The following is a 25,618-nucleotide window of genomic DNA, read 5'->3' on the forward strand; positions in this document are numbered from 1 at the left end:
AAAATGTGTCCAGGAGGAGCGCGACAAGCACAGCTCCTTCTCGGCGTTACCCGATTGATAGTGTTCCTCACAAGGGTGGCTTCCCCCCGGTAAGAAGGTCGCACCACAACGCCATCCTGGAGGCACTAAGCAACCTTTAAGGGAAGTCTAACGGCCGGGAAACTGAAGCTCGCCTGTTGCCTTCAGGTTGGTTTGAATGGAAGCTCTGAAAACACATGATTCAGAAGGGTCGCTTCACGCGCCTCGAACTTTGGCTGAGCTTCGGCCATGCATTCCTCTAGCCATTTTGGGGTCTTGAAGCCAAAGAGGAGCCGATCATGGTCGGTGCGTTGTGCTGGCATCACGGCGGAGCGTCATCTCGTCGTAGACCGGCGCGGCCTTCCTTTGGCGCTGGCCGTGAGCGGGGCCAATAGGCACGATTCGATTGTCTTCGAAGACTTGGTCGATGCAATACCCGCGCTGCCAGGCCTGTCCGGCCGACCGCGAAGCCGCCCCGACAAGCTTCACGCTGACTTCGCGCGGTGTCGTAGGCATTTGCGCAAGCGGGGCATCAACCCACGAATCGCACGCCGTGGCATCGAGAAGAACGGTCGCCTCGGCAAGCATCGTTGGGTTGTCGAACGCACGCATGCCTGGCTTTCCGCCTTCGGCAAGCTGCGCATTCGCTTCGAACGGCGCCTCGATATCCATCTCGCGCTGCTCACGCTTGGTTGCGCTGTCATCTGCTCCCGATTTGTCGAGGAGTTTTGTTAGCGGCCCTTATGCAACAACGCCCATTTTTTGGGGAACTGATATAAGCACAAAATGGTGCCAAGCACCAAAGTAGCGCCCGGAGCTTGAGACGCTGGAAGGCGATTTGCGATCAAGTCAGCCCTGGAGAGTCGACGAGTCCAGTACTCCTATGTGAGGATCGCGGGCAGTTGAGCGTGCGGGCATAACGATCGCTTTCACGCTGATTCCGAGGCGGGATGTGCTCCGGAACAGCTCACCGTCGATTCGGCTGCAGGCGGGAACACATGCCAGGACCCGTCGTCGTGCCGGAAGAAGAAAATGGCAAGCGAACCTGTCGCGCGCTTAGCCTCGACACAAACATAGCGCCTCCGATTCGAGCGCGTGCGGCCGAATTCGGTGACTCGGCATGGGATTGACGCGGATGAACCGAACCATTTTTCGATCAACAGACGCAGGGGCCGTGCCCCATTTTTCGTCATCCTTTTCCTAGTTGCCATCTGAATGTCCGTATATTCTGGTCCGCGCTGGTGATGCTTATGCTGGTTGGGCCTTGCGGAATGCATCTGCTTACAGGGCAGGCATGCGCGCGTATGTGTAGATGAGCGCGCGAGCCCGTGGATAGACCCGGGTGTGCCACTCGGGGCCAGAAAAGATGCAAAAATGGCCGCAACCACACGAAGAAGTTCAGTGGCTCCAGGAACGGCGTGCCCGGATCGCCGGATCGAACCGCTGCTGCACGCGGTCGCGCGGCAGCAGCTTGCCACGCGACATGTGCTTGTCGCGCGCGGCATCCCACCGCCCTCGGCCAGCTTCGCGATTTTCGCCTCCAGATCAGTGAGCGCGGCGGCGCTGCGCTGGGGCTTTGCCCATCTGGGGCGCTTCAGCGCGGAGTACCGGCGCGCGTTCGGGGAATGCCCGGCGCAGACGTTGCGGCGGCGCGGGGCGGGCTATGTGATGCTTGCCACCAGCAAGGCTGTTGCGATTGCTCAGCTCGTCGCGCAACTGTAGCTGGCAGCAAGATTGGCATCTCCCGATCCCGAGTACTTGGGGAATTTCGGGTACACGCACAGCGGCATGGTGCGTACCACGTTCTGCCGCGCGTCCATCTTCGAGATCTGCAGCTGCTCAGGGGCAACCGATTTCTCAACCCAGTCGATCATGGCACCAAGATAGTCGACCTGGTCCGGGCCAACGCCGCCTTGCACATGCCCGACACCCGGCTCGAGGTAGAAGCGTGCATTGGCCGCACCAGCGCCCGCAAGCTGGGTCATTGTTATGAAATTGCGAACATGGTCCCTGCCGGAAAGCAGCGAATCGGCGCCGCCGTGCCAGGAGATCAGCTTCTTGCCCGACGACACGTATTGCGCGATGGCACGCATATCATGTTCGGCCCCGGCTTGCTGCAAGCCGACTGCGATCGGCGGCAAGTCCCGCGTCACGTCGAACGTTGCCTGCAGGCTGCCTGGCTGTGCGGCGGGCAGCATCCACGCTGCGTTACCCGTGGCGATGGCGGCGAAGCCCCCACCCAGGGCCGCGTAATAGGGTAGATACTCGTTAAAATCGGCCCAGTAGTAGCCCGAGTAAACCAGCGCGCCCGCCGAGTCGCTCAACGGCCCCACCTGTTCCTGGACGGTGCGCAGCTGTCCGGGGCTCAGGCAAGTGGCCGCATCGGCGCCGGGGGCATCGCACGCCAGCGTGGCCGGACTGAAGGTGCAGGCATTCGGGTTGGAGATGATGCCGTCCTTTATCCCGTCCAGCCCATCACACCCTGCCACTGCGGCAGCGTTCAGCGCTGACCACTGGGCCGCGGCGGGCATGTCGCCGGAGCCAGCATGCCGGGCCAGATTGAGCCACGCCGCTGTCTGCGTCGCCATGTTCATGGTTTCCGCGCCGGCGATGATCCCGTCATACTGGTCCGGCCAGCGCTGCGCCGCGATATAGGCATTGCGACCGCCATTGGACGCCCCGTTGAAGTAGGTATAGCTGGGCGCGCGGCCGTAGAACGCCTTGACTGCTGCCTTGGCGAAAGCGATCGTGGTGCCGACAGCGGCATAGGCATAGTCGGTCTTCTCGGTTTCGCTTTTCAGGAATTCGGAAGGATCGCCAGTACGGTTCCCGCCATTCGACGCGGCATAGGCAACGCCTCGCTGCAGCGGCTGGTACAGTGGAAAGCCTGCGCTGAAGCTCTCCACGGTCTTCACCTGCCCATCGAAGCCCCCGCCGCCTTGCTGCATTAGCCGGCCCGTCCAGTTGTCCGGCAGGTCCACTTCTATGTCGAGCATCGTGCCGCTGGTTGCCGAAACCTTGCAATAGCCGGGCAGCATGCCCGCCGCCTCGATACGCTTTGCCGCCGTGATGCTCGCCCCGCCGATGGCCTTGCCTTGCAATGAAGTGCAGGCTGCCGAGTAGTCGACCGCGGCCACGGTGCCAGCTGCTGGCGGCCCGTCGCCGCCACCGCACGCGCTGAGCGTGAGTCCGATGCCCAGTGCCAGGGCAACGCCGATGGCATTGCGCCAGCGCGACAGCATCTGCGCGGACGCACGGGTCCGGTAAGTCCCTTCAAACATGATTGTCTCCTCTGGTGGCGCCACGCTTATATTTGCGGCTTTGCCGGCACGACTGAAACAAGGTAAAGCCGCTGCGGGGGAAGCGTCGGAGCGCCTTGTCGCGCCCCCCCTTTTTCAAGGCTGCGAATGCATGAAGAGGGCCAGCACCGGGACGTTGAGCGGTGCGGGGATTACCGGCACCAAGCCGGATAGGAAGAAGGTGTGATGCTTCTCTGGCAGGACGCCGGGCAACATGGCGCGCACGCTGTTCGGCGTGGCGGCGTTCGCGACGTGGCTTTGATTTACATCAATCCAGCCAGTTGCAATGGATGTTAGTGATACAACATGATTCAATCAATCAGCACTTATGTATCACTTTTCAGCGCGTGACGCCGGCTGCTTTGCGACGCACTTTTTCGAACACTCGTCTGTGCTTGTCCTGTGCATCTTCCCAGGTTGTCGAGTGATAGGGGTGGTCTACCCCATTGCCTTTGAGAATGGTCCAGAACGTCGGTGGCCTGTCGTCATGCATGCTGGCGACAGCGCGTGTCAGCTGACCCTATCCCGGGCGCCTCGGATGGCGCCGAACGTGATCGGCAGGACATCGCTGCCTATGAAGTCGGCCGGGTTGTTGTCCTTGGGGTATCTGCACGAGCTGGATGCGAAGGTGGCTGAAATAGTGGCTAGGGCGTGTTCACACTATCTAAAGCCGGGGACTGAAAACTAGAGCTCCACTCTCATGAGCGCCATACTATGGGCATCTCGGTTGAAGAACTCCGGCGAGGCGAGTAGTTCGGGGAATACCTTCGTACAGTCAATCGCAGATCCCACAACACATCAAGTACGTGTTGCGTGGAACGTTCAACGTACCCCGCACGATGTGCAATGCCGAGCCGCCGCCACAACGCCGGGCGCAGCGGACGCATGACGATGCGCTTGTCCGGCAATGGCGTGGTGGCCTCGTGGGGCAACAACGCCGCGCCGTAACCCGCCGCGACCAGACTCTTGATCGCGTCGTTGTAGTTGAGCTGAATGCGTGGTGCGGGATGGTGTCCCGCGGCCGCGAACCACTCCGCAGTCTGACGCGAGAGGCGTGTGGTCGCGTCATTGAGAATCAGAGGCTGGGCGGCGAGCCATTCCGGCGTGACGCGGGCCGGGCACTGCCAATGCTCCGGCACGAAGGCCATCACGGGGTCGCGCCGCCAGGGCTTTATCACCAGTCCGGCCACCGGTGGCTGAGGCAGTGCAACCAGTCCGATATCCAGCGTGCCGTCCGCCAGTCGGGACAGTGTTTCCTGCGAAGTGAGGACCGCAATCTGAATGTCGATGGCGGGATGCTGCTGGCGCAGCACCTCGAGCGCCTGTGGCAGCAGGTGCGCGATCGCGCCAGTCGACGCACCGAGCCGGGCGCGCCCTTCGAGACCCTCCACCTGTCGTTGTATATCGTCCAGCGCCTGCTCCGCGTCGGCCAGCAGCCGACGCCCGCGCTCCACCAGCACCTCTCCGATCGCCGACGGCCTTACCTGTCCGCGTTTTCGCGACAGGAGCGGTGCCCCGATGCGGTGTTCCAGTTAAGCGATGTGGAGGCTGACCGTGGGCGGCGCAAGGTGCAATGCACGCGCTGCCTCGGCGAATGAGCCATGGTCGGCAATGGCGACCAGCGTGCGCAGGCGGTCCAGGCTGATTTCTCGCATGTGGGCTCCAAATTCAGGAAAACTGAATGCCGAGGTTGTGAAATTCAACTTTCCCTATTCTAGCGGTCCATGGAAGATTGGGGCTCCTTCGACGTGTTACCCCCTTCATTCACCGGAGTATTCCTCGCATGAGTTCTCCCCTGGTTTTCATCGACGGCGACCAAGGCACCACCGGGTTGCAAATCCACGAACGGCTGCGCGGCCGGACCGACCTCAGCCTGTTCACGCTTGGCGCGTCGGAACGCAAGGACCCACGGCGTCGTGCGGAAGCCATCAATGCCTGCGACATCGCCATCCTCTGTTTGCCCGACGCCGCCGCACGCGAGGCGGTGGACGCCATCGTCAATCCCGCCGTCAGGGTGATCGATGCAAGTTCCGCCCACCGCACGCATCCGGACTGGACATATGGCTTTCCGGAAATGGCACCGGGACAGGCCGCGCGCATCGAGAATGCGCGACGGGTCACTAATCCCGGCTGCTATCCGACCGGTGCGATTGGCCTGCTGCGTCCCCTGGTGCAGGCCGGGCTTGTCCCAGCCGGCTACCCGGTCAGCATTCATACGGTGTCCGGCTACTCCGGACGCGGGCGTGCCGGCGTGGAGGAGTATGAGGGGTCGGATGCCGTCAGCGCGCCGGCATTCCAGGTGTATGGCCTGGAACTCGCGCACAAGCATCCCCCGGAGATCCAGCAGCACGCCGGGCTCGCGCAGCGTCCCATCTTCGTTCCCGCGTATGGTGCGTTCCGCCAGGGCATCGTGCTGACGGTGCCCCTCGCGTTGAGGCTGCTGGCCCCCGACGTGGATGGCGCCACGCTCCACGCATGCCTCGCCCGCCTCTATGCCGGGGCGGCCAATGTACATGTCCTGCCGTTGCACGAGTCGTGCGTTTTAAAGCACCTGGATCCGCAAGTGCTGAACGGTACGAATGACATGCACTTAAGCGTATTTCCTAACATGGAACACGGGCACGTCCTGCTGTCCGCGGTTTTCGACAATCTTGGCAAAGGCGCAGCCGGCGCCGCGGTTCAGAACCTGAACCTGATGCTCACGCAGCAATAGCGGCCGATGGCGTGAGCTAAATGTCTGCCGCACCCATATGCCAACGATTGCCGCCAATCTGGTCGTGGCCGTCGGATGTCTCATGATGGCCGAACGCGGTCGTCGGGTCATCAGCCTTCCTCGGAAATCGGCGATGAACCAAAAAAAATGGCACCCGAAGGTGCCACCAATAGAGCTCCACCGTGAAGAATCAGAAGATGTGGCGCATTCCGAAAGCGGCGCCGAACTGGCTGTCCTTGCCGGCACCCAGGATATAGGTGTTCGCCCCGCCTGTGGCAGCGAGGCCGCCGAAGGCCAGGCCGGCGTGCTTAGACCATGCAGTAGTCAGGTACACGTTGGTCCGCTTCGTCAGGTTGTAAGCAGCCATGAAGCTGATCTGATACGGATTGGCCGGGTTGGTGCCCACGGCCGTAGCACCTGTGGCGGTCGGAGTTACCATCTTGGCGTCGTCGTAGTAGTATGCGAGCGTCAAGTCGAGGTTAGTGATTGGGGTGTAGTTAACTCCGATCCAGTAGAGATTGTCGCGCAGTGCCACGACGCCGTTCGAAAATGCATTTCGGCTCCAACGGTACCCGGCCTGCAGGCGCAGGTCCGGCGTAATGCTGTACCCTGCTGCGACAGTGGCCTTCCTGAAGCGGGCGATGCCAGTGTCACCGAATACTGAAGCGGTCGGATCGTACTCGTCGTAGGCAATGCCAACGCCCAGTTTGCCATCGTTGTAATCGACTGCGCCGCCGTAGCCCATGTTAGCGCGGAAACTGCCTGGGGTCTCGCCGGAGCCAGCGCAGGGACTCACGCCGCCGGTACAGAACACACCGGTACCAAATGACATGTGCGCACGGGCTGTCACCGCCCCAAACTTAATCATGTACTGCGCCATGTTGTCTTCGCGGAAGTTCAGGCCGGTCATGAAGGTGATCGGCTCGTATTGCGGTGCGTAGACGGTCGGCGAGTAGTTACCGAGCATCAAAAACATCGAGGTGTACTGGCGGCCGAACGTCAGCTGGCCGAATTTGCTGCTGCGCAAACCAACGTAGGTCTGGCGGTCAAAGGTGCGCGTGGCATTGAACGAGGCACCATTGTCTCCGTTATAGCCCGCTTCGACTACAAAGATGCCGGCGAGACCGCCACCGAGATCTTCCACGCCGCGCAGACCCCAGCGGTTCGAGGCGAAGCCGCCGCTGCCCATGCGGAGAACGCTCCCGTTACTGGGTTTCGGATTCGCCGGAGTCGGCAAGGCAGAGCGGATGCTGTTCACGTACTCGATGTTGGAATCGATGACGCCATACAGCGTGACGCTGCTCTGAGCATGTACGGCGCCCGCGACCATCCCTGACGCGGCAAGCGCCATCAGTACTTTTTTCATTCTCTTTTGTCTCCAATGAAATCGTTATAGCGGCAGAGGGACATCAAATTGAACGTGATTCACTCTTCCCTCTTCGGCGCTGACCTGGCGGTCCTGGCCTTAGAAATTGGCCATTCTCTGTCTTCTTACTAGTGAGGAGCGTCGATGTTTTCGTCCTCTCGCAACAGCACACCCTCGTTGTTACTTATCTGCCCTGCACGAAGTTAGCGGACTAGACACATTCGAAATGCGATTTCGATGAAAAAGGCTATTGGGTTGCGTGTGGATTGTCTGAAAAAGGCGTTTTAATGCCCATCGGCATAATGGAACGGTCATAATATTCAGTGCAGCATTTGACGAGCCCGTTCTCGTTAAGGTCGAGAACAATGACGGCGCGCGCTTTGAATGCGCGATGGGTCGGCTGCATCGGACTCTCGCTTGACCCGAGCGGCTCGCCTGTGAATGTCCCCGTCCCTTCATAGAGAAGGACTGCGGTCAGACCGTCTACAAGCATCCGCTCGAGATTGGCTTTGAAGTCGGGGACTGCAGCGTGCCACTTTCGGTGATGCAGACGAACAAACTCGCGGCCACGCCGCACAAGCCCAAAGGATGGGTCGACGTACAGGCCATCCTCCGTGAAGAGGTCGGCAAACGCAACGGAGTCAGGTTGCTGGAGTTGGTCAAGCCAGCTGGTGGCAATATCGGTAACATTCATAACATCCTCTCCTTAGAGGAAGGGCAAAGCTATCGACCCGAGCACGCCAGGGCATCGTGCCCGGGAACTGACAACCGCTTAGGGAGTGACGATGGCCTTCAGGACTTCACCCCGTTCGCTCGCTTGCACCGCCTCGTTTATCTCAGAAAGACGGTATTTACGCACCAGCTTGTCGAATGGGAAACGCCCCTGGCGCCAGAGTTCGATCAGTTGAGGAATAAAGATGTCAGGGATACTGTCGCCTTCGATAATGCCCCTTACCGAACGGCCAAATAGAATCGTATTGAGATCCAGTGCGATTTCGGTACCTAGTGGGGCGACCCCGATCAATCCGCAGGTACCTGTCAGCCTCAAACAGTCCACTGCCTGGCGTACCACACGCGGAACCCCTGTGCATTCCAGCGAGTACTGAACGCCTTCACCACCGCTGATTGCCGCGATCTCCGCGCTGGCATCAGACTCCGCGCCATTGATCACATGCGTGGCGCCCAGTTCCTGAGCCAGAGAAAGCCGCTCAGGAACGATGTCCACCGCGATAATGGTGGTACAGCCGACTACGCGTGCGGCCATGATTGCCGCCAGGCCGACCGATCCTGCGCCAAACACGGCAATGCTTGAGCCCGCGCCAGGTTTCAGCGCATTGATCACCGCACCTGCACCGGTCTGGATGCCGCAGCCAAGCGGCCCCATCAACTCGATCGGTACGTCCTCGCGCACCTTTACTACGTTGCGCTCCGTCGCCACCGCGTACTCGGCGAACGACGATTGGCCGAAGAAATATCCGCTTAGGCGTCCGCCATGCGCGGTGCAGCACGGCGAAGAACCATCCGGGCGCGCACCCGAGAAGTTCCGGGCATACAGGTCAGTGCAGTACCCATAAAGTCCCTTCTGACAGTTCGCGCACACGCCACAGCTCGCGTAGCTCAGCACGACATGGTCGCCGGGCGCGACCTTGGTGACAGCAGCGCCAACCTTCTCCACGATGCCTGCACCCTCATGGCCCAATACGGCGGGCAACGGTGTCGGGAAATACTGGTCGCGCACTACCATGTCGGTGTGGCAGACGCCGGTGCCAAGAATCCTGACCAGCACCTCGTTGTCGCGTGGTTCCTCCAGACCGATGTCCTCAAGCAGGAAGGGGCCCGACTTTTCCCGTACGACAGCGGCCTTGACGGTCCGCAGGTTTGTCTTCTCCATCAGTTCTTACTCCCAATTTCCAATGCTCGTCATGGTTTGCCTAATGAAGCTGCCCGTATCAGGTCGCCAATGGCTTGGTTCGAATCGTTTGAAGGTTGGCGTACTCGGCCAGACCATGCAGCGAGTTCTCGATGCCCACGCCCGATTGCTTGTGCCCGCCAAAGGCAACGTGCGGAGAGAAAACGTGGATCTGGTTGATCCATACCGTTCCGGTTTCCAGGCGGGCGGCGATGCGTTGTGCCATGTCGGTATCGCGGGACCATACCGAGCCTGCAAGGCCATAGTTGCTGCGATTTGCTCGTTCGATGACGTCGTCGATGTCGCGCCATTTCAGCAGTGGCAACACTGGGCCGAACGCCTCCTCGGTGACACACCGTGAATCCTCAGGTGGGTTGTCGATCAGCGTGACCGGAATGAAATAGCCAGGCTGGTCAGGGACCTCGCCACCAAGCAGGAACTTGTGTCCCTGTGCCCGCGAGTCGTCCAGCAGGTCCCGCACCTTGTCGTATTGCATGCGGTTCTGCAACGGACCTAGTTCGACGTAGGGACCGGTCCATTCACCCATGGTCACGCTCTTTGCATAAGCGACCAGCGCCTCGGCGACTTCGTCGTAGATCTCTTCGTGGATGTAGAGGCGCTTGCAGGCAACGCAGAACTGCGCGCTGTTGGCGAACGATGCCCAAAACAGGTCTTTGGCGATCTTGCGCGGATCAACATCCGGCAACACTATGGCTGCGTCGTTGCCGCCCAACTCCAGCGTCAGGCGTTTCAGGTTGCTTGCCGCGCTTTGCATCACCTTCTTGCCCGTTGCGGTGGAGCCGGTGAATGCGATCTTGCCGATTTTCGGATGTTCCGTCAGCCATTGCCCCAGTTCATTGCCGCCGGAGATGATATTGAGCACGCCAGGCGGCAGCACGTCTTGTGCGAGCTCGCCGAACCAAAGCGTGCACAGCGGTGTGTAAGGGGAGGGCTTGAGCACCATCGTATTCCCCGCGACCAGGGCCGGCGCGATCTTCCAGATTGCCAGCAGCAGCGGGAAGTTCCACGGCGTGATCCCTGCGACGACGCCGATCGGCGTGTAGCGCGTGATAACCGCGTCGTCGCTGCCCACGTCCACGGTTTCGTCATCCAAGCGCTGTTTCGCAATCTCGCGGCACCAGTGAACCGATCCGCCGATCTCCCATTCGGCTGCGGCACGGCTCTTGCCTTGCTCCGTGCACAGCAACTGGACGAACGCTTCGAAGTTGCGCTCGATAATGTCGCCAAGCGCCGTGACCACGCGCTGCCGCTCTTCGATCACCGTGGCAGCCCAATTGGGGAACGCCGCTCGGGCTGCTGCGACGGCAGCCTCGAGATCGTCCCTGGATGCCATGGGAAAGCGGCAGATTTCCTCCTCGGTTGCCGGATTTAGCGCGACCCCTGTTTGCGCCGATTCGACCCGCTTGCCGTTGATCGTCATCGCGTATGGTGCGCGTCCTGGTTCTGCTGTTAGGTGTTTCATCTGTCTCCTCGCTCTTTCGCGATATGTTGGGAAAGCAGCGCTACGCTGCCGTTGGGGGGTCCTGTTCGCGCCTCCGGTGCCGGGGTTGCTTTGCAGCGAGACGCTTGAAGGTCGGTTTCCACTTGGTCGAGGGCTTGTTTCAAGTGGACTTGATGAGCCTGCCAAGTGGCCCATCCGTAGTTCGCCAAGGTGGCACCGGCAGGGGCCATCAACGCCAGCGCAGCCACAAGCGCGGCACGAGAACGATGCCGGGATGCCATGGCCGGACAGCACTTCGCAGTCGACGTGCCTCCCAGCATCTGCCGCAGCCAGCCTATCAAGGCGATGCCCGGGCCGAGCGCCGCCATTGCCAACAGGCAACAAGCCATATTTGCCCTCTTGGATTTCTGAAGTGCGTTAGCGGCGTTTCAGGTGCCGGCGCAAGATCTTTCCCGACGCAGTCTTTGGCAGGTCATCGACGAACTGCACCATCCTCGGGACTTTGTAGTTGGCGAGGCGTGTTCGGCAGAAGTCCAGGAGTTCGTCCTGGGTAACGGACATGCCGCGGGCTATGACGACGAATGCTTTCGCCAGTTCGCCCTTGGTCGGATCGGGCACGCCCACCACCGCCGCCATGGCGACCGCCGGGTGTGCGCAAAGCACCCGTTCCAGCTCGGCCGGATAGATGTTGTAGCCGCCGGTGATGATCATGTCCTTGAGCCGGTCCACGATATAGATGAACCCGTCACCGTCGATATAGGCCAAGTCGCCGGTGTGCAGCCAGCCTTCTGCATCAATGGTTTCGGCGGTGGCGTCGGGGGCGTTCAGGTAGCCCTCCATCGTCAGCGGTCCCTTCAGGATGAGTTCGCCAACCTCATTTTTCGCCAAAGGCAAAGCGGAGCCACGCCCGACGACGCGCGCTTGCATGAACGGCAGTGGGATACCGATCGATCCGAGGCGACGCGGTCCATGCAGACAGTGGGTGGTACCCAGGCCACCAAGTTCCGTCATGCCCCACAGCTCAAGTAGGGGAACCCCGAGCCGTGCTTCGACTTGTTCCATTTTGGCCAGCGGCATGGTTTGCCCGCCGACCGTGCAGCGCGTCAGCGATGACAGGTCGTAGTCGGCGAGCTGCGGGAAGTCCAGCAAATACATATACATCGTCGGCACGCCTTCAAATAAGGTGGCGCGATGCTGCTGGATACTGCCCAGTATGTCCTCGGGCTTGAACGTGCTGTGGAGCACCAGCGTCATGCCATACGCGATGGCGCTGTTCATGACGATGTTGCCGTAGACGTGCGACAGTGGCAACGCACTGACTACCGTGTCCTGCGCGGTGCGGACATGGAAAGTGGCCGTCATCGCGGTATTTAGCAGGATCGAGCGGTGTGACAGTACTGCGCCCTTGGGATTGCCGGTGGTGCCGGAGGTGTAGGCAATGGTGCCGACTGCGTCGGGCGCGACCAGACATCGGTCGGTCATCGGCTCTGGCGGGGTAGCGATCCAGGCCTCGAAGCCTTCAATCCCGCCGGACGGACCCTGAAACGAGATCAGGCTTGGACCTGCGCTGTCGGACTGCTCGCGAAGCGCTGCAAGCTTGTCCAACTGGCCGAACACCGCGGCCGCTTGGCAGTCGCGGATGGCATACAGGGCCTCGGACGCGGTCAGCATCAGGTTGAGCGGGTTGGCGACGCAACCCGCTTTCAGGATCCCGTAATAGGCAATGATCCACTCGGCGCAGTTGGGCGAGTAGAGCGACACCCGTGTCCCTTGCTCAAGCCCGCGCCTGACCAAATGGGCAGCTAAATTTGACGACAGGGTGTCGATTTCCGTGAATGAGTAACGCCTTCCATCGACAATCAGCGCAGTCTTATCGGAATACTTGACTGCTGAATGCCTGATGAGGTCTCCAATGGATGTTTCCACGTCGGGGTCTCCGCATCGCGCTCTTGATTGGTTGGCGCGTTGATAGTGGGGGATGGTTTCCGCAAAACGCTTGAGCTTGCTTCAGGTAATCCTTACTGACGTGGGGAGCTTGCCGAATCCAGTAGCGCTGAAATCCGCTGCAGCACCTCCTGCTCCGGCAGACTCTCCGTGAAATGCGCGAGATAACCGCCGTTGCGGTCCATCAGGTAGGTGATCGCGGTATGCGGCACGGCATAGCCGTCGGGATCGTCGGGATCGCTCTTGCGCTCGGCGAAGACGCGGAAGGCTTGCTTGGCCTGATCGACCTGGTCCCGGCTTCCCGTCAGACCGGTGAAGCGCGGATAGTTCCTGGCAAGAAAGTCCTTCATGACCTCGGGCGAATCCCGCTCGGGATCCACGCTGACATAGAGGGGGCGGAATTCCTCGGCGTGCGGACCCAGCGCCTCGAGGATGTGGGACAGGCGCGCCAGGTTGCGCGGGCACACCACGCGGCAATGCGTGAAGCCAAAAAAGACCAGGCGGTAGTGGCCGCGATAGCTCTCCTGCGTCACGGCCTGCCCGTCATGGTCGATCAGCGAGAATTCTCCGCCCGGGCCGGCCTTCAGTTCCATGAGAGCACCATCGTGGTTGTGTCGACGATATCGAGCTCGACGATCATCTGGTCATGTGCCCGTTCCACCCGGACGTTGGGGCTGGTCCAGAGGACCTGGTCCGCCTTTCCGTAAGCCAGCAGTTCCTGGTCGCGCTCCAGTCGCCAGTCGCCGCGGTTCCATACGTTGCCCAGTTCAAGGCGCGCCTCAGGCTTGGCCCTGGTATCGCGTACCGGGCCCACCGTCAGTGCCAGGGCGTTGATATGCGGATCGAACCATGCCCGACGAACATCGAGCGAAGGCGTCATGGATGCCAAGGCTGGCTGCGCGAAATGCTCGTCCTTCCACGGCCCTTCATAGAGGGTCCGCAGGCCGCCGGGCACATTGAGCCGTGAATAGGGCAGCAAGGCATTGCTGGTATGCGGATCCATTGCGCGCAACAAGCCGTCTTCGTCGAGCCGTTGGTCACAACGCGGATAGTAGAGACCGCCGTGATGCCACGTCGGGTCCAGGCGTGCATCAGCATAAGCATGCAGGCGATTGAGCAAGGCTTCGTCGCCAACCTCGGAAGCGCAGACTGCAGCCCAGCCGAAGTCATACGCTGTTGGCCGATCCGCAGCGCCGGGGGCGAGCGTCGGTGCAGGCATGACCCAGGCGCTGCCATCCGGGCCATCGCTTACCCACCGCGCGACAAAGCGCGGGTAATGTTGCTGCACGAAGTCCGGGTTCCACGCGTGCATCAGCGAAGCCATCCAGAAATCAGTCCAGGGGAGGATGTTGGGCGTGATCACCTGGCGCTCGCGCTCCTGCACCATCATGTTGAAGTGGCCGGCGTCGTTCAGTACCCCGAACTCGGACCAGGCCTGCAGGTAACCGGTGGTCACTTCCTCAGCGATGGAGCCTCCGTAGACGAGGTCATGGAAGCGAAAGCCCAAGATCGAGGGCTGATTGCAGATTTGGAATACGCAATTGGGCTCGCACGCGATGCCAAGGTAGCCACGCTCGACCATGCTCCAGTAGAGGTGCTGGTTGAGCGATCGCTCGTCGTACGCAAAATGCTTCCCGCCTTCACCCCAGAACAGCGGGTTGACCGAGAAGGTCAGGGCACCCTCGGCAGCGTACTTGCCGTCGCGGAACAGGTAGTGATAGAGCAACGCCATGCTTTGGACATAGGCGCTGTACATGATGTTGTCTTTGACCACCGGATCCCACTGCGCGGGAAGCTCGCCCAGCGATTTGTTGAACGGGCCGTTCCCGGTGCCGACGTAGTGCCAGTAGGTCCAGACATCAGGCGAAAGAATCTTGCCGATCAGGCTGTCGAACGGCTGCTTAAAGACAGCAGGGGCGGCGGGAAGACGATGCACATGAGCGAGGCCCAATGCGTACGCCATGTATGCAAGCTGGAAGCGCAGCGAGCCGAAATCCTCCTGCAATGTGCTGCGCGCTTGCATGCCGGACCAATCATCAGGCAACAGGGCCGCGAGATTCAGGATATGCCGCAAGCTCCCTGTCTGGACATCATCCAAGAGCGGCGTCGACGCCAGCCATTGCGGAGAGATCCTTGATTCCCTTTGAGCAGGGGAGTGGTTCATGTGTGTCTCCATTCTTGCGCACATACCACTGGCAGTGCACTTTTCTAAGGTAGCGCTGCCTTGTGCCGACAGTGAATTCATCATGGTTCATTGGACTGAAATTGTCAATATGAACATTATCAGTCTATTTGGTATCATGCTAACCAGATAGGACAATGGCAAACATGAACAACGTTAGACGGGTGGAGATCGGGCAAGAGCGCAGGAACCGGATGCGGCAGAAACTGCTGGAGGCCGCTGCCCGGGTGGTCGCGGATCTGGGCGAGAAGAAGGCCACGATCGACGATTTCATTCAGGCTGCCGGCGTAGCGCGCGGCACCTTCTACAACTATTACGAGACCCGCGACGAGTTGCTGGCGGATCTTTGGAATGAGATTGGCCACGACCCGTTCGACGAGATCCAGCGACGCTGTCACACCATTGCCGATCCGGTCGAGCGCTTTGCGGCGCAGACGCGCCTCGTCTTGCAGCGCACGATCGAGAAGCCGGCTTGGGGCTGGCTCGTGTATGCGTTGTCGGTGGATGGCCAGTCCATCAACGAGGACCTGCTCAGCTATCCCCGCCCGGAGCTGATTGCCGGAAAACATGCGGGCCAGTTCGAGTTCGACGATCTTGCCAGTGCCAGCGACCTGGTCGTGGGCAGCGTGCGGATGGCAATGCGGGCGCTGCTGAGCGAATCGCGCCCGTCGGGCTATGTGCGCTCCCTGTGCGTCTCCCTGCTGCGGGCGCTCGGTGTGGACGCCGCACGTGCGCAGACAATAGTCGATCAGCCGCTGCCCGCTGACGCAGGCTGAAGGCAGGCCGGCTTTCGAGCCGGTCTGCGCTCCAGGCTATAGTCCCCCGAGGCAAACGTACTTGAGCACTAGGTACTCGTCGAGGCCGTACTTCGAGCCCTCGCGGCCTAGGCCCGATTGCTTGACGCCACCGAACGGGGCGACCGCCGTCGAGATCAGCCCGCTGTTGATGCCCACCATTCCGGTTTCCAGCGCATCGATCGCACGCCAGATCCGGTTGATGTCGCGGCTGTAGACATAGGCGCCCAGGCCGTATTCCACGGCATTCGCCGCCACAATGGCTTCGTCATCGGCATCAAACGGAAACAGTGGTGCGACTGGGCCGAAGGTCTCTTCGGTGGCCAACCGCATCGCGGTCGAGGCATCGGCGAGCACGGTAGGTTCGAACCAGGTGCGCCCGCGCCCGTGGCGCCGGCCGCCGCACAGCACCCGGGCGCCATGGCGCAAGGCGTCCTGCACGTGGGCTTCGACTTTGGCGATGGCGGCATCGTCGATCAGCGGTCCTATTTCCACGCCCGGTTCTGCACCATTGCCAACCCTGAGTTCGGAGACGGCGTGCGCGAGCCGGGCGGCGAAGTCCTCGTAGACGCCGCGCTGCACATAGACGCGATTGGCTGCAATGCATGCCTGCCCAGCGTTGCGGAACTTGGCGATCATCAATCCGGCTACCGCGGCGTCCAGGTCGGCATCGTCGTAGACGATGAAGGGCGCGTTGCCTCCCAGTTCCAGCGATAGTTTCTTCAAGGTATCGGCCGACTGGCGCATCAGCAAGCGGCCCACTTGGGTAGAGCCGGTAAAGCTGATCTTGCGCACCACCGGACTGTCGGTCAACGCCCTGCCGATGGCGACGGGATCACCGGTGACGATATTGAACACGCCGTCCGGAATCCCGGCCTGCTGGGCCAGCACGCCAAGCGCCAGCGCGCACAGCGGCGTCTGCTCGGCGGGTTTGAGCACGATGGTGCAGCCGGCGGCCAGCGCGGGCGCGACCTTGCGAGTCACCATCGCGTAGGGGAAATTCCACGGCGTAATCGCGCCGCAAACGCCAACCGGCTCCTTCAGCGTCAGGATGCGGCGATCACCGGACGGCGCCGGAATTACGTCGCCATAGACACGACGAGCTTCTTCGGCAAACCAGTCGACGAAGGACGCGGCGTAGGCGACTTCCGCGCGGGCGTCGTCCAGCGGCTTGCCTTGCTCAGCGGTGAGCAGTTGCGCGAGGTCTTCCTGATTCGCCAGGATCAGGTCATGCCAGCGGCGCAGCAGTGCGGCGCGATTTTGTGCCGGCCGCTTGCGCCATGCGGCGAGAGCGGATTCGGCAGCGTCGATGGCACGGCAGGCTTCGGTGCGCCCGGCCGCCGGCACGTTGGCCAGGCAGGCGCCGCTGGCGGGATTTAGGACGTCAAAGGTCTCGCCGTTGTCCGCGCCTTGCCACGCGCCGCCAATCAGGCAAAGTGGCTTCAGAAGGGCGGTGTGTTGGAGTGCGATCATAGTTATTCCAGTTCGATCTTGAAGGTCTTGATCAGGCCGTCCCACTTGGCGTAGTCAGCGCGCAGCAGCCTGGTGAAATCGTCGGGGGAGGTGCCCGTGGGGTCGATCGCCTGATCACGCAGGCGTGCCACAATGGCGGGGCTCTGCAGTACCGCCCTGGTATCGGCAGCGATTTTCTCCACCACCGGCTTTGGTGTGCCGGCGGGCGCGAACAGGCCGTACCAGCCCACGGCTTCGAAGCCTTTGTAGCCAAGCTCGGCCAGCGTCGGCACGTCTGCCATCGTGCCAATGCGACGTGGCCCGGTCACCGCGAGGATGCGCAGCGACTTGTCGCGATGCGTGGCCGCGGTGGACACCGAGACAAAGCCCAGCTGGATGCGCCCGCCGATGAGGTCGGGCAGCATCGATGCCTCGCCTTTGTAGGGCACATGCGGGATCTCGAGCTTGGCGGTGCTGCGCAGCAGTTCGCCGTAGATGTGGCCGGTGGAGCCGGTGCCGAACGACCCATAAGAGAACTTGCCAGGGGCAGCGCGCGCGGCATCCAGCAATGCGCCGACAGTGCGGTACGGACTAGCTGGGGTCACGGCGAGGCCCATCGGCTGCGTGCCGAGCTGTGTGATGGCCTGCAGGTCCTTGAACGGGTCATACGGCAATTTCTTATACAGGCTCAGGTTCTGCACGATCCCGGTGAGGTTCAGCAATAGCGTGTAGCCGTCCGGGGTGGCCTTGCTGACAAGTTGCGTGGCGATGATGCCGTTGGCACCCGGCCGGTTGTCGACCACGACCGGCTGCTTCCACTGGGTGCTGAGTGCTTCGGCGATGGGACGGATCATGGTATCCGCCCCGCCGCCGGCGGGGTAGGCGACGACGATCGTGACCGGCTTGATTGGATAGCTGGACTCCGGCGGTGCGGCGCCGGCCGGCTGCAAGGCCAGCATGGGGATGAATGCCAGCAGGCATAGAAGGGTGCGGGGGGGCATGGGTTGTCTCCTTGTATTGTCGTTATGCGTGGCGCTGGGGCTACTGACGCTCGTCTTCAGCCAGCTGTCTGAGCATGCGGCGCGCGGCCAGCGGCGCCCGGTCAACAGCTAGGTCAATCATCCGGACGCCGTCACCATCGGCTTGCCAGTTGCGCTGCTGATCCTCCATCAGAACCTTGTCCTCGAGGATGGTCTTGTGGAACTGCTCGGCGATGGTTGCGGTGATGTCGTCATCGTCCAGGGCAAAATCGCGATACATTGCCGAGAACTTGAAATGAGTCGTATCGGTCTCGGGCGTGCACGGGCCGACCACGCGCAGGTGGCGCACCTGTGACGGATCGGTGTTGCCGACTGGCTCGATCGTGATGTTCAGGCGCACGTTGCCGCCGGGCCAGAACCGGATGGATTGGGTATGCCTAACCTCATGCCAGTCAAACAGCCGTCGATACAGTGGTGATGCGCTCGAGCGATCCAATGTGCGGCGGACCTCTACATAGGTATCGGTGATTTCGTTCTCAGGACGCGTCTCTGCTACTTCGGGCGTGCCCACAGTCTTCTCATGCGCGTAGCTGACATGGGACAGGTCCAGCACGTTCTCGATATTGAACAGGCATGGCGCCTGCACCGGTAGGGTGCTGGCGCGCCGGCCGGCAAAGCGCGGCGATGAGCACACCTCGGAGAAATCGGGAACCAGGCTCAGGTCGGCGAGGTCGCGTTGACCCGGCCAGATCCACACGAAGCCGTCGCGCTCGGCGATCGGATAAGCCCGGATGCAGGCCTGAGGCGGGATCCGGTCCTGGGCCGGAATGCGCACGCAGGTGCCGTCGCCGTCGAAGCGCAGGCCGTGGTAGCCGCATTGCACGTGGTCGCCTACCAGCGTGCCGAGCGATAGCGAAACGCGGCGATGGCTGCAGCGGTTCTCGATAGCAGCCACGCTGCCGTCTTCGCGGCGGTACAGTAGTACCGGCTCCTTGAGGATGGTGCGATCGAGCAGGCTGCGCCCGACCTCATGGCTCATTGCGGCTACATACCAGCAGTTCCTGGGGTAATGCATCGTCATTTCGTCTCCTGTGGGGCTTGCTGTGTGTCGGATGTTGTTAAAGATCCAGCACCAATTTGGGACTGCGGCTGCGCGAGCAGCAGATCATCATGGTGTCGCCCTGCGCGCGTTCCGCTGCATCGAGGACTGTGTCGCGATGGTCCGGCTGGCCTTCGATGACCGCCGTGCGGCAACTGCCGCAGAATCCCTCTCCGCAGGAGAAGGGCGCGTCGATGCCGGCATCGAGCAGTACGTCGAGGATCGATCGCTGCGGCGGTACTTCTACGGTAACGCCCGAACGGCGCAGCGCGACCTCAAAAGATTCGCCGGCAGGCGGGTAAGCGACGCCCGCCGCGGGCATTGTCTTCGGGCCGAAATGCTCCACATGCACGTGTTCTGAAGGCAGGCCGGCACAGGCCTGCTCGAATGCCACAAGCATTGGCGTAGGGCCGCAGCAGTAGAAGTGGGTACCTTCGTCCCCGCTTGCGGCAGCTACGACCGCCCGCACGTCGAGCGGACGGCCGGCGTGCCGTTCATCGAAATGCAGATGCACGCGCCCCGGATGCTGGCGCTCGATTAGCTCCAGCTCCTCCAGCAACGGCGCGCTTGCGGCACTGCGCGCCGCATAGTGCAGCTTCCAGTCGCGGCCTAGTTGCTCGAGCCGCGCAATCATCGAATACAGCGGCGTGATGCCGATCCCACCAGCGATCAGCACGCTCAGAGGCGGCGCCTCGGCGAGTCGGAAGTTGTTGCGCGGCGCGCTGATCGCCAGCCGGTCGCTGACCCGAAGCCGCTCGTGCATATAGCGTGAGCCGCCGCGACTGTCTGGCTGCAAGCGCACCGCAATCTTGTAGCGGTGGCGCTCGCCTGGCGCATTCATGAGCGAATAGTGACGGGTCAGGTTCCCGGACAGGCGCACCTCGATATGAGCGCCGGCCTCGACGGCAGGCAGCATGCCGCCGTGCGGATCGCGCAGCTCGAAGGCAAGCACGTCGGCGGCGGCGATCGAGATCGCGTGGACCTGGACTTCGATTGAGTCTGGTGTGGAAGGCATGGGCATGTGTCCGTGAGGTTCAGCGCGGACATCGGGGGCTGTCGATGTTGCAGATAATTAAACACGTAAAATTATGTGGAGACAAGCTGAATTCGCGGTGCCGCGGGGGAGGGTAAACACCAGCCATGGAGGCTAGCGTGTTAGGATCGGCGCGTTACCTTTACTGCTCATCGAGCACATGACTTCCAGCGTTTCCATGCGAAAACAGAACCCGGTGACCGACAAAGCGGCGCCGGATAGCGACGCGCAGGTCGTGCGTAGGACAGCCGGCAAGAGGGCGCGTTCTCCCGAAGAAAAGGCGGCGGTACGACAGGCCCTGATCGCTGCCGGGCGGCGGGCTTTTGCTGAACAGGAGTACGCCAAGGTATCGCTGCGTGGCATCGCCGCAGCGGCGGGTTACACGCCGGCCGTTGTGTATCACTATTTCGAGGATCGGCAGGCGCTATTCATGGCAGTCCGCGAAGAAGACCTTGCGCAGGCGATCGAGCAGATCGCTGCAGCGACCCGCGGTGCAGCCGATCCCGCGATGCGATTGCGCAAGCTACTGCTGGCCATGCTGAAGCACTGGCGTGCCCATTTCGACCAGTATGAGATCCTGTTTTCGGGTGTGCAGCGTCAGTCGACACCGAGTACCAGCGAGGGGACGCCATTTGGGCGAACAGAAGTCGCGATACGCGCCTATCAGCAATATGAGATTGCAGTGCGCGATTTTTTCGATACTCTGCCTCGCTATCCGATGCCACTGAAACTGGCTACGGACAGCATTGTGGTGGCCATCCACGGGGCGGTAGCCGTGCCTATCCACCTCGAAACGATGAAGTGGTCCGCCGGTGAAAAATTAGCGAAAGTCATTGCTGACAGCTTCATTGTGGCGTGGAGCGCAGCAGCCCGAGACAATGAATCGTGAGAACCGGAATTGGCGGAGATGAATCTGATCAAGATGCCATGATCGAGATGTCTGAGTGGGGAGTCGACCAGGGATTGAAGCCGGTTACGCACTAGCGGGGGTATGTAGCTATCTTTGGATAGATTGCACAAACCTGATCATGCGCGTTTAAAAAGCATGCCTATACCCGGTTATGAACAAACCGGGAAATCAACTTCTATCAGGCGGCTTGGCTGTCGAGGCTCCGTGCGGTGGAGGCGCGCCTCGCGGCGAAGGTGCCCGGCATCTGCTTTGGCACCGGCAAGCTGTTCCGGCAGCAGTTCCACCTGCAGTTGACGTCGCATGCTGGCCGCGAGGCCTGGCGCGAAGCGTGGCGCGTCGCCCGCTCGCACCAGGTGTTCTCCCTGGGCTCCAAGGGCGAGACATCGGGCAACCAGCTCTGTCAGCTACTTCCGGCCGAGAACGGCCGGTTCCGCCTTAAGATCCGCCTGCCTGACCGCTTGCTCGCCGATGGCGAGGCAAAATACCTGGTCAGTGAAGAGGTGGACTTCGCTTACGACCGGACCGCCATCGAGCGCGCGCTCGCCGAAAACGTTGCCTTGAGCTGGCGGCTGCACCGGGACGAGCGCGGCTGGCGGGCGTTCGTCGCCTTCCATCACCTACCAGCGGAGCGCTCCACGCTGGCCGTCCAGCACGGCGCCATTGGCGTCGACTTCAACGCCGACCACCTGGCGGTGACCGAGACTGACCTGTACGGCAACATGCTACGCACCCTGCGGCTGCCGCTGCTGCGCGAGGATGCCACCTCAGGACAGCGCGAGGCTGCGCTGTCTGACGCCTTGAGCCAGGTCGTCCGGCTGGCCCGGGACGCCAGAAAGCCGCTGGTGGCCGAGGACCTGGACTTCAGCGCCAAGAAGAAGGCACTGGGCCAGCTTAGTCCCACGGGCGCCCGGATGCTCTCGGGCCTGCTCTATGCCAAATACCGACAACAGCTCGCGGCCAAGTGCCACCGTGCCGGAGTCGAACTGATTCTGATGGGCCGTGAAGTACGCCGCGCGACGGGGCTGGAGCGTGCATGCTGCCGCAGCGGGCGGAATCGCCCGCCGCGGACAGAAGTTGTCTGAACGATTGCCGCGCGCAGGCACGGATGTCCGTGTTCCGGTGCGAGGGCGCCATGAAGTCCTGCGGTTACCTGTAAGGAAAGACCGCAGATCGCGACAAGGTTCCTGGGGCGAGGTTCATACAGCGTACAGGAGTCTGGTGCGCGAGCAGTGGCTTGCAGCCGGTCGCGCGTCCGCGCGGCCAGGCGTCAGCACCGTTGGTCGAAGCCCTCCAGCAAGGACCACCGTTCGCCTTGCGCCATTCTGAATGTTCAGATTTGCACATCTTTAGAGTAACGGTGAGCGTCCACCTCGGTGTCCGCGACGGACTTGAGATTGTCCTGATCGAAAGCGTGCGACCGCTCTCCGCTGCGATCGTGATTCGAATTGGCATCGGAGGCCGGCTGGGGCTTTTGAGTTCTGCGATTGGGCGATCCTACATGGCGGCGCTAGATGAGTCGACCCGAAACTCGCTGATCGCGGGCTTACAGCTCACGGGGTCAAGCCTTGTGTCTGAAGAGCTGGGAACCCTGGATTCGGCAATTGCTCACTTTTGGGCTAATGGCTACACGATATCGTTGGGGTAATGAAATCCAGACGTCAATGCGATTGCAATACCGATCGTGATGCCTGACCCCATAGGATTGCCGCGCAAGCCCCGTCTCTTCAGGGCAGGGTAAGCGGCGCAGGGTCTGCTATAGGGAAGACTAAAACCGAGTCATAGACTCGGTATGTTAGCTTCCTCTCATACTCCGACCGTCATCCGCGTCCTGCGCCTGCGCATCAAGGACAAGCATGCTGCTTGGCTTTGCGCGCAAGCGCGGGAGGTGAACTTCGTGTGGAATTACGCCAATGAGCTTTCGGCGCGGGTGTTCGAGCGTGAGCGGCGCTTCATCGGCGCGTACGAGTTGCAGAAGTGCACCGACGGCGCGACCAAGGCAGGCTTGTCCCTGCATAGCCATACGGTGCAGGAGATCGGTCAGGAGTATTGTCGTCGCCGAAAACAGTTCAAGAAGGTAAAGCTGCGTTGGCGCGTCAGCGGCGGCGCCCGCCGCAGCCTGGGCTGGGTTCCGTTCAAAACCGGAGCGCTGAAGTATGGGCACGGCCAGGTGCGCTTCAACGGCCGCTGGTTGTCCCTGTGGGACAGTTACGGTTTGTCCGTATACGACCTGCGGGCGGGCAACTTCAGTGAAGATGCGCGGGGGCGCTGGTATCTGAACGTGACCGTCAAGGTGCCAGTCGCTGCACGCTCGGAAGGCCGCGTGTCAGTCGGCATCGACTTGGGACTGAAGGACTTCGCCGCAACAAGCGATGGGCAAGTAGTCGAGGCCCAGCGCTTCTACCGTCGGTATGAGGCGGCGATCGGCAAGGCCCAGCGGGCACGCAAGAAGAAGCGCGTCGCCGCACTGCATGCCAAAATCAAGAATTGCAGAAGTGACTTTCTGCACAAGCAATCCACGGCACTCGTACGGCAGTACGGTGCCATCTTCATCGGCAACGTGAACGCCTCCGCGCTCGCCCAGACCAACATGGCCAAGTCTGTGTTGGATGCGGGCTGGAGTGCGTTCCGCACCATGCTCCAGTACAAATGCGATAACGCGGGTGTGTGGTTCGAGGAGGTTGATGAACGCTATTCCACGCAAACCTGTTCGTGCTGCGAGTCACGAACGGGTCCCGCCGGGCAGGAGGCTCTCAGCATCAGAAAGTGGACCTGTCCGGTGTGTCAGACCTCACACGAGCGCGATGTCAATGCAGCAAAGAATATCCTGCGTACGGGACTTTCTAGCATGGAAGAAGCATTTGCCGCAGCGGCCGGTAAAGCCGCTGTGAATGAGGCTTCGTCAGAAGCCGGGGGTGGACGTGCCCCTCTTGCGGAAGGAATCTCCGTCCTTTAGGGCGGAGAGGACGTCAAGGAGAGATTTATGCCATGAACATATGCAGTCATATCGATCCGTCGATAGAGCGCAGCCGTGCCGTGATGCCGCTTGGCCATGCCGCTGATCTCGCTGCGTACCGGTAGGCTGAGCAAAATGCACACGTTGCGATCAACGCTTGCCGATGTCCGGCACGTCGCGGGGCGCTGCGCCGTTGAACAGCTGGCGCGGACGGCCGATCTTGTACTCCGGATCGGTGATCATCTCTTCCCACTGCGAGATCCAGCCCGGGGTACGAGCCAGCGCGAAGATGCAGGTGAACAGCGACGTCGGGATGCCCAGCGCGCGCTGGACGATGCCCGAGTAGAAGTCGACGTTCGGGTACAGCTTGCGGCTGACGAAGTACTCGTCTTCCAGCGCGATCCTTTCCAGTTCCATGGCCAGCTTGAACAGCGGGTCATTGTGCAGGCCCAGCTCTTCCAGCACTTCATGGCAGGTTTCGCGCATCAGCTTGGCGCGCGGGTCGTAGTTCTTGTACACACGGTGGCCAAAGCCCATCAGGCGCACGCCCGAGTTCTTGTCCTTCACCTGCTTGATGAACTCGCCGATGTTGTCGACGCTGCCGATCTCTTCCAGCATGCGCAGCGCAGCTTCGTTGGCGCCACCGTGGGCCGGGCCCCACAGGCAGGCCACGCCGGCGGCGATGGCGGCGAACGGGTTGGTGCCCGACGAGCCGGCCAGACGGACGGTCGAGGTCGAGGCATTCTGCTCGTGGTCGGCGTGCAGGATGAAGATGCGGTCCAGCGCGCGCTCGAGCACCGGGTTGACGGTGTACGGGGCGCACGGCGTGCCGAACAGCATGCGCAGGAAGTTTCCCGAGTAGGACAGGTCGTTCTGCGGGTAGATGTACGGCTGGCCGATGTTGTACTTGTACGCCATGGCGACCAGGGTCGGCATCTTGGCGATCAGGCGGATGGCCGAGATCTCCCGCTGGTGCGGATCATCGACGTCCATCGCGTCGTGGTAGAACGCGCTCATCGCACCAACCATGCCGGTCAGAACGGCCATCGGGTGCGCGTCACGGCGGAAACCGCGCATGAAGAACTGCATCTGCTCGTGGACCATCGTGTGGTTCATCACGTGGCCGACGAATTCTTTCTTCTGCTTGGCGTTGGGCAGCTCGCCCTTGAGTAGCAGGTAGCAGGTTTCGAGGTGGTCGCACTTCTGCGCCAGTTGCTCGATCGGGTAGCCGCGGTACAGCAGCTCGCCCTTGTCGCCGTCGATATAGGCGATCTTCGAATTGCACGAAGCCGTCGACATGAAGCCGGGGTCGTGGGTGAACTTACCTGTCTGTCCGTACAGCTTGCGAATGTCGATTACGTCCGGGCCCACTGTGCCCTTGTAGATCGGCAGCTCAACGCTGGGGGAGCCATCGGAAAACGATAGCTTGGCTTTCACATCGGACGGCGTCATTTGATCCTTTTGGGTTGTATAAGCTGAAGCAAAGGTAGCCAAGCGCCTGGGG

Annotated in this window: 20 protein-coding genes and 3 pseudogenes; 8 read left to right on the forward strand and 15 right to left on the reverse strand. The window is 61.5% G+C overall.

Annotation, left to right across the window (positions count from 1 at the left end; translation table 11 throughout):
- Positions 1-345 precede the first annotated feature (345 nt).
- Together AC07UK_RS15470 and AC07UK_RS15475 are read left to right on the forward strand one after the other, a co-directional pair.
- Positions 346-753 (forward strand): annotated as a pseudogene (locus tag AC07UK_RS15470) (transposase); the annotation flags it as partial.
- A gap of 810 nt (positions 754-1,563) precedes the next feature.
- A pseudogene (locus AC07UK_RS15475) lies at positions 1,564-1,740 on the forward strand (helix-turn-helix domain-containing protein); the annotation flags it as partial.
- Here AC07UK_RS15475 and AC07UK_RS15480 read toward each other — a convergent pair.
- The 3 genes and pseudogenes from AC07UK_RS15480 to AC07UK_RS15490 all read right to left on the reverse strand — a co-directional run.
- Positions 1,719-3,260 (reverse strand): tannase/feruloyl esterase family alpha/beta hydrolase, encoded by a 1,542-nt coding sequence (locus AC07UK_RS15480; RefSeq protein ID WP_494687257.1) that lies wholly within the window; start codon positions 3,258-3,260, stop codon positions 1,719-1,721. The pseudogene AC07UK_RS15475 and the gene AC07UK_RS15480 sit on opposite strands and share 22 nt — an antisense overlap.
- Before the next feature lie 153 nt (positions 3,261-3,413).
- A complete protein-coding gene (locus AC07UK_RS15485; protein ID WP_494687256.1) occupies positions 3,414-3,632 on the reverse strand; it encodes a hypothetical protein in 219 nt (72 codons plus the stop codon).
- A 461-nt stretch (positions 3,633-4,093) separates the two neighbouring features.
- Positions 4,094-4,972 (reverse strand): annotated as a pseudogene (locus AC07UK_RS15490) (LysR family transcriptional regulator); the annotation flags it as partial.
- A 128-nt stretch (positions 4,973-5,100) separates the two neighbouring features.
- Here AC07UK_RS15490 and argC point away from each other — a divergent pair.
- Entirely contained in the window at positions 5,101-6,030 is a 930-nt protein-coding gene (gene argC / locus AC07UK_RS15495) for an N-acetyl-gamma-glutamyl-phosphate reductase (RefSeq protein ID WP_494687255.1), read from the forward strand.
- Between the two features lie 190 nt (positions 6,031-6,220).
- On the opposite strand, the gene AC07UK_RS15500 is transcribed toward argC, so the two are convergent.
- The 7 genes from AC07UK_RS15500 to AC07UK_RS15530 form a co-directional block, all read right to left on the reverse strand.
- Positions 6,221-7,396: a porin gene (locus AC07UK_RS15500; RefSeq protein ID WP_494687254.1), complete on the reverse strand. Its 1,176-nt coding sequence runs from the start codon at positions 7,394-7,396 to the stop codon at positions 6,221-6,223.
- A 247-nt stretch (positions 7,397-7,643) separates the two neighbouring features.
- Positions 7,644-8,090 carry a nuclear transport factor 2 family protein gene (locus AC07UK_RS15505; protein ID WP_494687253.1) on the reverse strand — a complete coding sequence of 149 codons (447 nt, stop codon included), beginning with the start codon at positions 8,088-8,090 and terminating at the stop codon, positions 7,644-7,646.
- A 78-nt stretch (positions 8,091-8,168) separates the two neighbouring features.
- A complete protein-coding gene (locus AC07UK_RS15510; RefSeq protein ID WP_494687252.1) occupies positions 8,169-9,287 on the reverse strand; it encodes an NAD(P)-dependent alcohol dehydrogenase in 1,119 nt (372 codons plus the stop codon).
- Between the two features lie 58 nt (positions 9,288-9,345).
- A complete protein-coding gene (locus AC07UK_RS15515; protein WP_494687251.1) occupies positions 9,346-10,788 on the reverse strand; it encodes an aldehyde dehydrogenase family protein in 1,443 nt (480 codons plus the stop codon).
- Positions 10,789-11,184: 396 nt separating this feature from the next.
- A complete protein-coding gene (locus AC07UK_RS15520; protein ID WP_494687250.1) occupies positions 11,185-12,693 on the reverse strand; it encodes a class I adenylate-forming enzyme family protein in 1,509 nt (502 codons plus the stop codon).
- Positions 12,694-12,785: 92 nt separating this feature from the next.
- A complete protein-coding gene (locus tag AC07UK_RS15525; RefSeq protein ID WP_494687249.1) occupies positions 12,786-13,304 on the reverse strand; it encodes an SCO family protein in 519 nt (172 codons plus the stop codon).
- Entirely contained in the window at positions 13,295-14,875 is a 1,581-nt protein-coding gene (locus AC07UK_RS15530; protein WP_494687248.1) for a linalool dehydratase/isomerase domain-containing protein, read from the reverse strand. The genes AC07UK_RS15525 and AC07UK_RS15530 overlap by 10 nt, the downstream gene beginning before the upstream one ends.
- Positions 14,876-15,039: 164 nt before the next feature.
- Between AC07UK_RS15530 and AC07UK_RS15535 the strand changes: the two genes are divergently transcribed.
- Entirely contained in the window at positions 15,040-15,669 is a 630-nt protein-coding gene (locus AC07UK_RS15535; protein ID WP_494687247.1) for a TetR/AcrR family transcriptional regulator, read from the forward strand.
- A 36-nt stretch (positions 15,670-15,705) separates the two neighbouring features.
- On the opposite strand, the gene AC07UK_RS15540 is transcribed toward AC07UK_RS15535, so the two are convergent.
- From AC07UK_RS15540 to AC07UK_RS15555, 4 genes are read right to left on the reverse strand one after another with little or no spacing between them, the layout of a single operon-like run.
- The gene (locus AC07UK_RS15540; RefSeq protein ID WP_494687246.1) at positions 15,706-17,160 is read right to left on the reverse strand and encodes an NAD-dependent succinate-semialdehyde dehydrogenase; all 1,455 of its coding nucleotides are present in this window, start codon (positions 17,158-17,160) and stop codon (positions 15,706-15,708) included.
- A 2-nt stretch (positions 17,161-17,162) separates the two neighbouring features.
- The gene (locus AC07UK_RS15545) at positions 17,163-18,140 is read right to left on the reverse strand and encodes a Bug family tripartite tricarboxylate transporter substrate binding protein (RefSeq protein ID WP_494687245.1); all 978 of its coding nucleotides are present in this window, start codon (positions 18,138-18,140) and stop codon (positions 17,163-17,165) included.
- A gap of 40 nt (positions 18,141-18,180) precedes the next feature.
- Positions 18,181-19,200, reverse strand: a complete 1,020-nt coding sequence (locus AC07UK_RS15550; RefSeq protein ID WP_494687244.1) for a Rieske 2Fe-2S domain-containing protein — start codon at positions 19,198-19,200, stop codon at positions 18,181-18,183.
- Positions 19,201-19,237: 37 nt separating this feature from the next.
- Positions 19,238-20,233, reverse strand: coding sequence for a PDR/VanB family oxidoreductase (locus tag AC07UK_RS15555; RefSeq protein ID WP_494693880.1), 996 nt, complete (start codon positions 20,231-20,233; stop codon positions 19,238-19,240).
- A gap of 196 nt (positions 20,234-20,429) precedes the next feature.
- On the opposite strand from AC07UK_RS15555, the gene AC07UK_RS15560 reads away from it, so the two are divergent.
- From AC07UK_RS15560 to AC07UK_RS15575, 4 genes are all read left to right on the forward strand, one after another.
- Positions 20,430-21,140, forward strand: coding sequence for a TetR/AcrR family transcriptional regulator (locus AC07UK_RS15560; protein WP_494687242.1), 711 nt, complete (start codon positions 20,430-20,432; stop codon positions 21,138-21,140).
- A 230-nt stretch (positions 21,141-21,370) separates the two neighbouring features.
- Positions 21,371-22,243: a transposase family protein gene (locus tag AC07UK_RS15565; protein ID WP_494687241.1), complete on the forward strand. Its 873-nt coding sequence runs from the start codon at positions 21,371-21,373 to the stop codon at positions 22,241-22,243.
- A 275-nt stretch (positions 22,244-22,518) separates the two neighbouring features.
- Positions 22,519-22,806, forward strand: a complete 288-nt coding sequence (locus AC07UK_RS15570) for an IclR family transcriptional regulator domain-containing protein (RefSeq protein WP_494687299.1) — start codon at positions 22,519-22,521, stop codon at positions 22,804-22,806.
- A gap of 144 nt (positions 22,807-22,950) precedes the next feature.
- Complete coding sequence (locus tag AC07UK_RS15575) at positions 22,951-24,114, forward strand: RNA-guided endonuclease InsQ/TnpB family protein (protein WP_494687240.1); 1,164 nt, start codon at positions 22,951-22,953, stop codon at positions 24,112-24,114.
- Positions 24,115-24,264: 150 nt separating this feature from the next.
- On the opposite strand, the gene gltA is transcribed toward AC07UK_RS15575, so the two are convergent.
- The gene (gene gltA / locus AC07UK_RS15580; RefSeq protein ID WP_494687239.1) at positions 24,265-25,566 is read right to left on the reverse strand and encodes a citrate synthase; all 1,302 of its coding nucleotides are present in this window, start codon (positions 25,564-25,566) and stop codon (positions 24,265-24,267) included.
- Between the last annotated feature and the right edge of the window lie 52 nt (positions 25,567-25,618).

The sequence above is a fragment of the Cupriavidus sp. GW821-FHT07C08 genome (assembly GCF_059419025.1).

Coding starts and splice junctions, on each gene's coding strand:
- AC07UK_RS15480 (WP_494687257.1), bottom strand. CDS start 3,260: ATGCTGTCGCGCTGGCGCAATGCCATCGGCGTTGCCCTGGCACTGGGC.
- argC (WP_494687255.1), top strand. CDS start 5,101: ATGAGTTCTCCCCTGGTTTTCATCGACGGCGACCAAGGCACCACCGGG.
- AC07UK_RS15500 (WP_494687254.1), bottom strand. CDS start 7,396: ATGAAAAAAGTACTGATGGCGCTTGCCGCGTCAGGGATGGTCGCGGGC.
- AC07UK_RS15505 (WP_494687253.1), bottom strand. CDS start 8,090: ATGAATGTTACCGATATTGCCACCAGCTGGCTTGACCAACTCCAGCAA.
- AC07UK_RS15510 (WP_494687252.1), bottom strand. CDS start 9,287: ATGGAGAAGACAAACCTGCGGACCGTCAAGGCCGCTGTCGTACGGGAA.
- AC07UK_RS15515 (WP_494687251.1), bottom strand. CDS start 10,788: ATGAAACACCTAACAGCAGAACCAGGACGCGCACCATACGCGATGACG.
- AC07UK_RS15525 (WP_494687249.1), bottom strand. CDS start 13,304: ATGGAACTGAAGGCCGGCCCGGGCGGAGAATTCTCGCTGATCGACCAT.
- AC07UK_RS15530 (WP_494687248.1), bottom strand. CDS start 14,875: ATGAACCACTCCCCTGCTCAAAGGGAATCAAGGATCTCTCCGCAATGG.
- AC07UK_RS15535 (WP_494687247.1), top strand. CDS start 15,040: ATGAACAACGTTAGACGGGTGGAGATCGGGCAAGAGCGCAGGAACCGG.
- AC07UK_RS15540 (WP_494687246.1), bottom strand. CDS start 17,160: ATGATCGCACTCCAACACACCGCCCTTCTGAAGCCACTTTGCCTGATT.
- AC07UK_RS15545 (WP_494687245.1), bottom strand. CDS start 18,140: ATGCCCCCCCGCACCCTTCTATGCCTGCTGGCATTCATCCCCATGCTG.
- AC07UK_RS15550 (WP_494687244.1), bottom strand. CDS start 19,200: ATGACGATGCATTACCCCAGGAACTGCTGGTATGTAGCCGCAATGAGC.
- AC07UK_RS15555 (WP_494693880.1), bottom strand. CDS start 20,233: ATGCCTTCCACACCAGACTCAATCGAAGTCCAGGTCCACGCGATCTCG.
- AC07UK_RS15560 (WP_494687242.1), top strand. CDS start 20,430: ATGCGAAAACAGAACCCGGTGACCGACAAAGCGGCGCCGGATAGCGAC.
- AC07UK_RS15575 (WP_494687240.1), top strand. CDS start 22,951: ATGTTAGCTTCCTCTCATACTCCGACCGTCATCCGCGTCCTGCGCCTG.
- gltA (WP_494687239.1), bottom strand. CDS start 25,566: ATGACGCCGTCCGATGTGAAAGCCAAGCTATCGTTTTCCGATGGCTCC.